The following is a 10607-nucleotide window of genomic DNA, read 5'->3' as shown; positions in this document are numbered from 1 at the left end:
GCGCCGCCAGGGTGCTGGCCGCGCGGACCAGGGGCGCGCGTGTCGCGCGGGCCGTGGTCGGCGGCGGTGAGCTCGCGCTGGAGCGGATCGGGCAGTCACTCGCGGCCGCCGCGGCCGAGCGGGACAGCGTGCAGGCCGCCAGGCACGAGCGCGAGCGGGTGCTGATCGAGGTGCGCAACCGGGTCCGCGAGCTGTCCACCGAGCTGGAGAAGCTCACCGACGCGGTGCACCGCGACGAGGTGCTGCGCGCCGAGCAGCGGCTGCGGCTCGAGCAGCTGGAGACCAGGATCGCCGAGAGCTTCGGCATCGGCCTGGACGACCTGGTGGCCGAGTACGGGCCGACCATGCCGGTGCCGCCGAGCCAGGCCGAGGTGGCCGAGTACGAGGAGGCCAAGGAGCGCGGCGAGGCGGTGTCCGCGCCGCAGCCGATTCCCTACGACCGGGACACCCAGGCGCGGCGGGCCAAGCGCGCCGAACGGGACCTCACGCTGCTCGGCAAGGTCAACCCGCTGGCGCTGGAGGAGTTCGCGGCGCTCGAGGAGCGCTACAAGTTCCTGTCCACCCAGCTCGAGGACCTCAAGGCCACCCGGCGCGACCTGCTGACCGTGGTCAAGGAGGTCGACGACAAGATCCTCGAGGTGTTCACCTCGGCCTACGAGGACGTGGCCCGCGAGTTCGAGATCGTGTTCGGCACGCTGTTCCCCGGCGGTGAGGGCAGGCTGATCCTGACCGAGCCCGAGGACATGCTGACCACCGGCGTCGACGTCGAGGCCCGGCCGCCCGGCAAGAAGATCAAGCGCCTGTCGCTGCTGTCCGGCGGGGAGAAGTCGCTGGTGGCGGTGGCCATGCTGGTGGCGATCTTCCGGGCGCGGCCATCGCCGTTCTACGTGATGGACGAGGTGGAGGCGGCGCTGGACGACGTGAACATGCGTCGGCTGATCGGCCTGCTGCGCGAGCTGCGCGCCACCTCGCAGCTGATCATCATCACCCACCAGAAGCCGACCATGGACATCGCCGACGCGCTCTACGGCGTCAGCATGCGCGGCGACGGCATCACCCAGGTGATCTCCCAGCGCCTGCACGGCAAGGCCGAGCCAAAGGAAACAGCCAAGGAGCCGGCACCGGCTCCCGAACCCGTTCCGGAGCCGGTCGCGACTGTGGCTGATTAATCCGTTCGCGCCAGGGCCCGCGGGCGTTCAGAATCCCGCCATGTACCACGTACGAACCGCCTCGCCAGCCGATCTGCCGGGTGTGATCGAGTTGATCGCCCGCCTGCAGCTCGACTCGGCACACAACATCGCCTTCCACGGGGAGTCACCGGCGGAGGTGGCCGACGAGCTGGCCAACCTCGGCGGTGACTGGGCCGACCTGGCCGTGGTCGCCGCCGACGAGAACGGCAGGTTGCGGGGCGTGCTCAGCGTCGAGGTGGTCCACGACGGGACCAGGGTGTTCCTGCACGGGCCCTACGTCGACGTGCCGGCCAAGCACCCGGCCGCCGGCCAGCTGTGGCAGCGGACCGCCGACGACCTGTTCGCCGCCGCCAGCGCGCTGCCCGCGATGACCGCCGTGACCACGGTCGACCTGTTGGGCCACCGGGACAACCGGCTGCTCGCCGACTTCGCCGTCCGCCACGACATCCCGGCCGGCAAGACCGTCCGGGTGTTCACCCTGGCCGGCGCCGGCCTGCGGTCGCTGGTCGGCGGCGCGGCCGACGCCCCGCCCCGCAAACAGGACCGGGTCGTCGTGCTGCCGGCGGACCCCGCCGTGCACACGGCGGTGGCCGGCCTGCACGACCGGCTCTTCCCGAACGCCCCGACGCCCGGCACCGGGCTGGTGTCCGGCGCCGCCGGGCACACCGTCGTGGTGCTGCTCGGCGAGGGGTTGCTCGGCTACGCGGCCGGCTACCTCCAGGCCGAGGAGTACTACGTGGACGCCGTCGGGGTCGACCAGGAGATGCGCGGCATCGGCATCGGCCGGTTACTGGTCCGCCGCCTGCTCACCGAGTTAGCCGCCAAGGCGGCCCGCGAGCGCGCGTCGGCCACCATCGACCTCGGCAACGACGCCTCGGAACGCCTGTTCACCGCGCTGGGCTTCGGCTGCCGCACCGAGCTGGTCAACTACCGGCGCGCCGACTTCGGCGTGGCCGGCCACGGCTAAGCCTCAGACTGCCTCCCGGTCCGCACTCCGATGGCGCAGTGCCAGCAGGCCGCCGACGAGCAACGTCACCGCCACGCCGAGCGGGGTGTACCACCAGCTCACCAGCGTGCGCACGCCGTCGGCCGGCGCCGCCGAGGAGAAGTCGACGGTGACCGAGGTCCACTCGCCGTAGCCGTTGGCCACCGGGTCCGCCTCGGCCGACGGGCCGACGAACTTGACCCCGAGGATGACGAACGTCATCACCACCACGGTGGTCACGAACGCGATGATCCCGTCGGCCTGGGTGGCCCGGCGCACCATCAGCCCGAGCAGGAACGCGCCCAGCAGCGCGCCGTAGGTGTAGCCGGTGATCCCCAGCGCCTGCACCACGATCGGGTCGGCGGTGGTCTGGTTGGCGGTGGCGAACAGGCCGGCGCAGATGATCAGCAGCCCGGCCCACACGACCGTCCAGATCCGCCCGAGCCGCAGCCTGCTGGCCTCGGTCAGCGGCCGGCGGGCGAACCGTTCGTACACGTCGGTCACCGTCGCCGAGGCCAGCGCGCCAAGCGACGAGGACAGCGCGGCCGCCAGGATGCCGGCGATCACGAACCCGGACAGGCCGGATGGCAGCTCGGTGACGATGAACGACGCGAACAGCTCGTCGCGGTTGGCCAGGCCGAGGCCGCCGTCGGCCACCGGGTCGGTTGGCACCGCCGCCGCGTAGAACGCCCACATCATCACGCCGATGACCAGGAAGAACGCGAACTGCAGAAAGACGACGAAACCGCTGGCGATCAGCGCCTTGCGCGCCGCCCTGGTGTCCTTGGTCGACAGCAGCCGCTGCACGATCAGCTGGTCGACCCCGTGGGAGGCCATCGCCAGCAGCGCGCCGCCGAAGAACGCCGCGATGAACGGGTAGCTGCCGGTGAGCACGTTGGAGGAGAAGTCGAACAGCTGGAACTTGTTGGCGTCCATGGCATCGCCGAACCAGCCCGCGGGCAGCGCGCCGGCCAGCGCGATCACCACGATCACGCCGCCGAGGACGTACCAGACCATCTGGATCGCGTCGACCCACACGACCGCGCGCACTCCGCCGACGAAGGTGTAGCAGACCATCGCGATGCCGAGCACGGTGACGATCGCCCAGTACGAGGCGTCCACGCCGTAGGAGGCGAGCACCACCTTGATCGGGATCGCGGTGGCGAACAGTCGGATGCCGTCGGCGAGCAGCCGGGTGAACTGGAAGGTCACCGACGCCGTCGCGCGCATCCCGTCGCCGTAGCGTTGGCCGAGGAAGGCGTAGGCGGTGACCAGCTCGCCGGCCACATACCGGGGCAGCAGCACGAACGAGACGATGATCCGGCCGACGATGTAGCCCAGCGCCAGCGTCAGGTAGGTCATCCCGCCCGCCTGCGCGGGCGCGATGTAGGCCACCACCGGGACCGACAGCACGGTCAGCGTCGAGGTCTCCGCGGACACCACCGACACGCACACGACCCACCACGGGATCTTGCGCTCGGAGACGAAGTAGTCGGTCGCGGAGCGCTGCCGGCCGCCGATCAGCACGCCGATCAGCGGCATCCCGACCAGGAACAGCACGATGATCGCGACATCGAGCGCGCGCACGGCCTACCTCCCGCTGATCGCCGGTTGGCTCACCCGCAGCCGGGTAAGGTCGGTGGCCACCGGCTCGGGCAGCCGCAGCGGCAGCCGGCCGGGGGTGATCGAGCCGAGCACCCGGGGGCCGGCCGCGCCGGTCGCGTGCGGCTGGTTGCCCGGCACGCCGTGCCAGGTCAGGAAGCCGAGCAGGGCGGCGAGGTAGGCCTCCTTGGCCGAGGTCGGCAGGCCGAGGTCGTCGCTGGTCGCCAGCGTGATGTCGCCGAGGCGGCGGCGCAGCGCGGCCATCAGCGTCGGGTTGCGCACCCCGCCGCCGGCGGCGACCACCCTGGTCACACCGTGGGCCAGGCACGCGTCGGCGACCGTCGCCGCGGTCAGCTCGACCAGGGTGGCCAGCAGGTTCGGCCCGCTGATGTGCCGGTCGAGCGTGGCCAGCGCCGTCCGCAGGTAGTCGAGGTGGAAGTGCTCCTTGCCGGTCGACTTCGGTGGCGCCACGAGGTAGTAGGGGTCGGCGAGCAGCACCTCGAACAGTTCGGTGTCGACCTTGCCCTGCTGCGCGAGGTCGCCGTCCACGTCGAGTTGCCACACCCCGTTGGAGATCAGCCGCGCCGCGACGTCCAGCAGCGCGTTGCCCGGCCCGGTGTCGAACGCGACCGGCCGGCCGCTTGGCGGTACGACGGTGATGTTGGCGATCCCGCCGATGTTCAGTCCCGCGGTGACCGCGTCGGCGTCGCGCAGCCACAGTTGGTCGAGCACGCCGGCCAGCGGCGCGCCGTGGCCGCCGGCGGCGACGTCGCGCACTCGCAGGTCGGCGACCACCGGCAGTCCGGTCCGCTCGGCGATCCACGCCGGCTGGCCGAGCTGCAGCGTGCCGAGCACCCGCTCGCGACCGTCACCGTTGCGCTCGCTGCTGTCGGCGACCCAGTGGTAGAGGGTCTGGCCGAGGGAGGCGACCAGGTCGGCCCGGCCGGCGGCGATGGTGTCCAGCGCGCCGGCCGCCGCGTCCGCGAACGCCTGGCCGACCTCGGTGTCCAGCCGGCACAGCTGCTCGGCGGTGCAGCCGTTGGGCGGCAGCGCGGCGAGCAACCGGCCGCGTAACCCGTCGGGGAAGGGCACTTCGGTGTGCCCGCGGGGCGTGAGGTCGATGATCCCGTCGGTCAAGTCCAGCTCGGCAACCGCCACGTCGATGCCGTCCATCGACGTTCCGGACAGCAGTCCGATCACCCGGCACGTAGTCACTCGTTTTGGGTATGCCACCAGGTCCCGGGTGTGCAAGATGGATCGTTAGTTCTTGACCAAATCGATGTCAGATTGGTTGGGCATTACCACCAGAAGGTATAGACCAAGGCGCTATGGTGTGTCACCCTGCGCCGGGGAGCGGGTTCGAGCAGTGGTTTGGGACGCGATGTTGAGGAGCGGAGCATGACCAAGATTTCGAGTGAGTGGAGCAGGAGGAACTTCCTGCGCGGGGCACTCGCGACCGGCACGCTGGTGCTGCCGGCGTCGAGTGTGCTGATCGGCTGTGCGACCTCGGGTGGTGGTCAGGAACAGACGGAGGGCGAGACCACCGACGACAACCCGCTCGGCGTGCCGACCGACGCTCCGCTCGAGATCTACATCTTCAACGGTGGCTTCGGCGACAAGTACGCGACCGACATCCACGAGCCGATGTACAAGAAGCGGTACCCGAAGGCCGAGATCCAGCACAAGGCCGAAGTGGACATCGCGGGCGCGCTCCAGTCCCGCTTCGTCGCCGGCAACCCGCCCGACTTCGTCAACAACACCGGCGACGGCGTGATCCCGCTCGGCCAGCTCGTGGACGACAAGCAGCTCTACGACCTCACCGACCTGTTGGACGCGCCGAGCTGGGACGACCCGAAGGTCAAGGTTCGCGACACCCTGGTGCCCGGCACGGTCGAGAAGGGCACCTACGGCGAGACCTTCTACGTGCTGAACATGGCCATGACGATCTACGGCCTCTGGTACAACAAGGCGTTGTTCGACAAGAACAGCTGGGCCGCGCCGACCACCTGGGCCGAGATGACCGAGCTGTGCAAGGAGATCAAGGCAGCCGGCATCGCCCCGTGGACCTACCCCGGGGTGCACGCCAGGTACATGACCTGGCCGCTGCTCACCATGGCCGCCAAGCTCGGCGGCGAGCAGGTGCTGGTCGACATCGACAACCTCAAGGAAGGCGCCTGGAAGAGCGAGGCGCTCAAGGAGTCGGCCGCCGCGCTCGCCGCGTTGAAGACCAGCGGCTACATCCTCGACGGCACCGAGGGCATGGACCACATCCAGGCCCAGGGCGCGTGGAGCGAGGGCAAGGCCGCGTTCGTGCCGAGCGGCTCGTGGCTGGAGAGCGAGCAGTCCGACGTGACCCCGGAGGGCTTCGAGTTCGCCTACCTGCCAGAGCCCGCCCTGTCCGCGGACGGCGCGCTGCCCAAGGAGACGCTGCGGGCCACGCCCGGCGAGCCCTACATCGTGCCCGCGGCCGCGAAGAACCCCCGCGGTGGCCTGGAGTACATGCGGATCATGCTCTCCAAGGAGGGCGCGCAGGGCTTCACCAGGGAGCTGTCCAGCCTCACCGTGGTGAAGGGCGCCGCCGAGGGCCTGGACCTGTCCAACGGTCTGGTCTCCGCCCAGGAGGCGCTGGGCAAGGCCGGCGACAACGTGATCAACTGGAGCTACCAGGACTGGTACGCGACCATGTGGAACCCGGGCATCAACGCGCACATGGGTGACCTGCTCGCCGGTCGCACCAAGGTGGACGAGTTCCTCGACGCCTGCGAGGGCGAGGCCAAGAAGGTGCGCGAGGACGACTCGATCACCAAGTACGAGCGCTGACCGGAGTCTTCGTTGTCGACCGACGTGTCCATTCGCAACTCCGTGCCACGGCGGCCGACGTCGAAGGCCGGTCCCGCACTGCAGCACGGGAAGGGCCGCTTCGTCGCGACCTTCCTCGTGCTGCCGGTCGGGTTGTACGCCCTGTTCGTGATCTCCCCCTACGCACAGGCGATCTACATCTCGATGACCGACTGGACCGGCCTCACCGCCAGCCAGACCTTCATCGGCCTGGACAACTACGTGCGCCTCATGGGCGACGACCAGTTCCTGATCGCGTTGCGTAACAACGGGATCCTGCTGGTCGTCGTCCCGGCCGCGACTGTCCTGCTCGGACTGTTCTTCGCCTCGATGCTCAATGTGGGGCGGCGCGGCAGGTCCGGCATCGAGGGCGTGCGCGGCTCCGGGGTGTACAAGATCGTCTACTTCTTCCCGATGGTGCTCTCGGTGGCCATCGTCGGCGTGCTGTTCAAGTACGTCTTCGCGCCGACCGAGGCCGGCGGCATCCTCAACGGCCTGCTGCGGGCCGTCGGGCTGGAGTCCTGGGCGCTGCCGTGGCTCGGTGAGCCGGGGTTCGCGTTCTGGATCGTCGTGCTGGTGATGATCTGGTCGTTCGTCGGGTTCTATGTCGTGCTGTTCTCCGCGGCGATGCAGTCCATCCCCAAGGAGATCTACGAGGCGGCGCTGCTGGACGGGGCCAGCCGCTACCAGACGTTCGTGCGGGTCACGATGCCGCTGGTGTGGGACACCGTCCAGGTCGCCTGGGTGTACATGGCGATCCAGGCGATGGACGCGTTCGCCCTGGTGCACATCATGCTCGGCATCAGCGGCGGCCCGTCCCGCGCCGGCGACGTGCTCGGCCTCGCGCTGTATCGCAGTGCCTTCAACGATTACCGGTTCGGCTACGCCTCGGCGATCGGGGTGGTGCTGCTGTTGCTGACCCTGGTCGTCTCGGTGGTGTTCCTGCGCGCCGCACGGCGGGAGCGGGTGGAGTTCTCATGACCGTCGTCTCGTCCCCGCCCTCGGCGCCACCGGCACCGAAACCCCGCGGCCGCGGGCCCGGCGTCGGTGCGGGGGAGAGCGCGGTGAACCTGCTCACCGGGACCTTCCTGCTGTTCTGGGCGCTGATCACCACCCTGCCGCTGGTGTGGGCGATCGTGTCCTCGTTCAAGACGAACTCGGAGTTCCTCTCCGAGCCCTTCGGCCTGCCGGGCGCGGCGCAGTTCGACAACTTCGTGCGCGCGTGGACGGTCGCGAACATCGGGCAGTACTTCGCCAACAGCGTGATCGTGGTGCTGATCTCGGTGCCGCTGACCATGTTGCTCGGCGCGATGGCCGCCTATGTGCTGGCGCGCTACGACTTCCCCGGCAACCGGATCGTCTACTACGGCTTCGTCGGCGGGATGATCTTCCCGGTGTTCCTCGCGCTGGTGCCGCTGTTCTTCGTGGTGCGCAACCTCGGCTACATCCCGGGGATCGGCCAGTTCCTCGGGTTGAACAGCCACCTGTCGCTCGCGCTGGTGTACATGGCGTTCTCCCTGCCGTTCACGGTGTTCTTCCTGACCGCGTTCTTCCGCACCCAGCCGACCTCGATCGCCGAGGCGGCCATCGTCGACGGCTGTTCGCACTTCGGGCTGTTCTTCCGGGTGATGCTGCCGATGGCCAAGCCGGGCCTGATCAGCATCGGCCTGTTCAACGTGCTCGGCCACTGGAACCAGTACGTGCTGCCGGTGGTGCTGATGAACGACCCGGAGCGCAAGGTGCTCGCGCAGGGCCTGGCGGCGCTGGCGATCAGCCAGGGCTACCGCGGCGACTGGACGGCGCTGTTCGCCGGCCTGGTGATCGCGCTGCTGCCGGTGCTGATCGTCTACCTGCTGTTCCAGCGCCAGGTGCAGGCCGGATTGACCGCGGGCGTGCTGAAATAGGTGTTGACCTCCAGTTAACTGGAGGTCATAGCTTCGGTGGCATGCACGCGATCCGGCAACACACGTTCGGCGAACCCAGCACGATGCGACTCGAGTCGGTCGCCGACCCGGTGCCGGCCGACGGGCAGGTACTGATCCGGGTCGGCGCGGCCGGGGTGCACCTGCTGGACCTCGCGATCCGGTCCGGGCAGGGTGGCGGGCCCTTCCCGCCGCCGTCCCTGCCGATGACGCCCGGCCGGGAGGTCGCCGGGGTGGTCGACCGGGTCGGTCCCGGCGCGTCGCCGTCGTGGCTTGGCAAACGCGTCGTCGCGCACCTCGGCGTGGCCAGTGGGGGATACGCGGAGCTGGCCGTTGCCGACGTCGGCTCGCTGCACGAGGTGCCGGCCGAGATCTCCGACGAGCGGGCGGTGGCCACGATCGGCACCGGGCGCACGGCCATGGCCATCCTCGACGACGCCCGCATCACCCAGGACGACCTGGTGCTGGTGCCCGCCGCGGCCGGGGGCATCGGCGCGTTCGTGGTGCAGGCCGCGCGCAACGCGGGCGCCACGGTGATCGGCCTGGCGTCCACGGCCAAGCTCGACGTGGTCCGTGGCCTGGGCGCCGACCTGGTGTACGACTACACCCACGACGACTGGCCAGACCAGGTCCGGCAGGTGCTCGGCGAGGACCAGGTGACCGTGGTGCTCGACGGTGTGGGCGGCAAGCCGGGCCGGCACGCGCTCGAGCTGCTCGGCCCTGGCGGCCGGCTGGTGATGTTCGGCTGGTCGGACGGTCCGCTGGAGCTGTCTGCGGCGGACTTCTACGGGCGCGGGCTGACCGTGTCGGTGCCGATCGGGCAGCGGATCGTCGGGGTGCCCGGCCGGTTGCGGGCGTTGGAGGAGCGCGCGCTGGCCGAGGTGGCGGCCGGCCGCGTCCAGCCGCTGACCAACCGGCCGATCCCGCTGGCCGAGGCGGCCAGGGCGCACACCGAACTGGCCGCCCGGCAGACGGTGGGCAAGGTCGTGCTGGTCACACGGTGATGACGACCTTCGCGCGGGCGTGCTCGTGCTCCAGGTAGTGGATGGCCGCCGGCGCCTTGTCAAGCGGGTAGGTGCGGTCGACGACCGGGGTGAGCGAGCCAGCCTCGGCCAGCTCGCGTAACGCGGTCAGGATCTCGTGGTCGGGTTCGGTGCTGAGCAGCAGCACCCGGCGCTGGCGGGCGACGCGGGACATCACCGTCCCCTGGAGCACCAGCGCCATCGGGCCGAGCAGGCTGCCGCCGTCGTAGACGCCGCCGCCGGACAGCACCAGCCTGCCCTCCGGCGTCACCACCCGGCGCAGCGCGGCCAGCGAGTGGTTGCCGACGAGGTCGAACACGACGTCGTAGCGCCGTTCGCCGCGGGTGAAGTTCTCTTTCGTGTAGTCGATGACGTGGTCGGCGCCCAGCGAGGTGACCAGCTCGACGTTGCGCGTGCGGCAGACCCCGGTGACCTCCGCGCCGAGCGTCCTGGCCAGCTGGATGGCGAAGGTGCCGACACCGCCGGACGCGCCGTTCACCAGCACCCGCTGCCCGGCCCGCACCTGGCCGAGGTCGCGTAGACCCTTGAGCGCGGTGTTGCCGGCCAGGGGCAGCGCGGCCGCCTGCTCGAAGGTCAGGTTGGCCGGCTTGCGCTCGACACCGCGCTCGGGCACGCTCGCGTACTCGGCGAACGCGCCGTCGGCGCTGCCGAGGTCGCCGTACACCTCGTCGCCTGGCCGCACCCGCCGCACGTCCTTGCCGACCGTCTCGACGACGCCGGCGAAGTCCCGGCCGCGCACCCGGGCCCTTGGTCTGCCGAACCCGAGCGACAGCCGCGCAAGGTACGGGTCGCCCCGCATGACGTGCCAGTCGTAGGCGTTGACCGCGGCGGCGCGGACCCGGACGAGCACCTCGTCGTCGGCGGGTACCGGCCGGTCGATGTCACGCAGCTCCAGCACATCGGCCGAGCCGTACCGTTCCTGCACAATTGCCTTCATCGCCAGCTCCAGGGGCTCGCCGTGGTATTTCCGTCACGGTATGGGAATGCGTGTTCACTGACATCCGGGAATGTCCCTAGGTGGCCCACG

The 10607-nt window shown here is 70.2% G+C and carries 9 protein-coding genes; 6 read left to right on the top strand and 3 right to left on the bottom strand.

Translation table 11 applies throughout. The annotated features are described in order from the left end of the window. Both ACYVIP_RS44110 and ACYVIP_RS44105 read left to right on the top strand, forming a co-directional pair. Window positions 1-1169, top strand: a 1169-nt coding sequence (locus tag ACYVIP_RS44110) for an AAA family ATPase (protein WP_460407150.1), incomplete at its 5' end; no start/stop codon positions are given. A gap of 40 nt (window positions 1170-1209) precedes the next feature. Beyond that, window positions 1210-2157 (top strand): GNAT family N-acetyltransferase, encoded by a 948-nt coding sequence (locus ACYVIP_RS44105; RefSeq protein WP_460407148.1) that lies wholly within the window; start codon window positions 1210-1212, stop codon window positions 2155-2157. Between the two features lie 3 nt (window positions 2158-2160). Here the strand turns inward: ACYVIP_RS44105 and ACYVIP_RS44100 are convergent, their stop codons facing one another. Together ACYVIP_RS44100 and ACYVIP_RS44095 are read right to left on the bottom strand one after the other, a co-directional pair. Further along, window positions 2161-3762 carry a sodium:solute symporter gene (locus ACYVIP_RS44100; protein ID WP_460407146.1) on the bottom strand — a complete coding sequence of 534 codons (1602 nt, stop codon included), beginning with the start codon at window positions 3760-3762 and terminating at the stop codon, window positions 2161-2163. Window positions 3763-3765: 3 nt separating this feature from the next. Then, window positions 3766-4950, bottom strand: a complete 1185-nt coding sequence (locus ACYVIP_RS44095) for an anhydro-N-acetylmuramic acid kinase (RefSeq protein ID WP_460407151.1) — start codon at window positions 4948-4950, stop codon at window positions 3766-3768. A 225-nt stretch (window positions 4951-5175) separates the two neighbouring features. Between ACYVIP_RS44095 and ngcE the strand changes: the two genes are divergently transcribed. The 4 genes from ngcE to ACYVIP_RS44075 are packed head-to-tail and all read left to right on the top strand — an operon-like array spanning window position 5176 to window position 9541. Continuing rightward, on the top strand, window positions 5176-6597 hold the full coding sequence (gene ngcE, locus ACYVIP_RS44090) for an N-acetylglucosamine/diacetylchitobiose ABC transporter substrate-binding protein (RefSeq protein WP_460407144.1): 1422 nt from the start codon (window positions 5176-5178) through the stop codon (window positions 6595-6597). A gap of 12 nt (window positions 6598-6609) precedes the next feature. Beyond that, the gene (locus ACYVIP_RS44085; protein WP_460407143.1) at window positions 6610-7596 is read left to right on the top strand and encodes a carbohydrate ABC transporter permease; all 987 of its coding nucleotides are present in this window, start codon (window positions 6610-6612) and stop codon (window positions 7594-7596) included. After that, window positions 7593-8519 carry a carbohydrate ABC transporter permease gene (locus ACYVIP_RS44080; RefSeq protein WP_460407141.1) on the top strand — a complete coding sequence of 309 codons (927 nt, stop codon included), beginning with the start codon at window positions 7593-7595 and terminating at the stop codon, window positions 8517-8519. The genes ACYVIP_RS44085 and ACYVIP_RS44080 overlap by 4 nt, the downstream gene beginning before the upstream one ends. Window positions 8520-8560: 41 nt before the next feature. Next, entirely contained in the window at window positions 8561-9541 is a 981-nt protein-coding gene (locus ACYVIP_RS44075) for a zinc-binding dehydrogenase (RefSeq protein WP_460407139.1), read from the top strand. Here ACYVIP_RS44075 and ACYVIP_RS44070 read toward each other — a convergent pair. Next, window positions 9531-10517, bottom strand: a complete 987-nt coding sequence (locus ACYVIP_RS44070; protein ID WP_460407137.1) for an NAD(P)-dependent alcohol dehydrogenase — start codon at window positions 10515-10517, stop codon at window positions 9531-9533. The two genes, ACYVIP_RS44075 and ACYVIP_RS44070, sit on opposite strands and share 11 nt — an antisense overlap. Window positions 10518-10607 lie beyond the last annotated feature (90 nt).

The sequence above is a fragment of the Actinophytocola sediminis genome (assembly GCF_054779715.1).
This window is presented reverse-complemented; position numbering and strand designations above follow the sequence as displayed.

What these genes read in the sequence shown, in the direction of transcription:
- ACYVIP_RS44105 (WP_460407148.1), top strand. Translation starts at nt 1,210, where the DNA reads ATGTACCACGTACGAACCGCCTCGCCAGCCGATCTGCCGGGTGTGATC.
- ACYVIP_RS44095 (WP_460407151.1), bottom strand. Translation starts at nt 4,950, where the DNA reads ATGGACGGCATCGACGTGGCGGTTGCCGAGCTGGACTTGACCGACGGG.
- ngcE (WP_460407144.1), top strand. Translation starts at nt 5,176, where the DNA reads ATGACCAAGATTTCGAGTGAGTGGAGCAGGAGGAACTTCCTGCGCGGG.
- ACYVIP_RS44080 (WP_460407141.1), top strand. Translation starts at nt 7,593, where the DNA reads ATGACCGTCGTCTCGTCCCCGCCCTCGGCGCCACCGGCACCGAAACCC.
- ACYVIP_RS44075 (WP_460407139.1), top strand. Translation starts at nt 8,561, where the DNA reads ATGCACGCGATCCGGCAACACACGTTCGGCGAACCCAGCACGATGCGA.
- ACYVIP_RS44070 (WP_460407137.1), bottom strand. Translation starts at nt 10,517, where the DNA reads ATGAAGGCAATTGTGCAGGAACGGTACGGCTCGGCCGATGTGCTGGAG.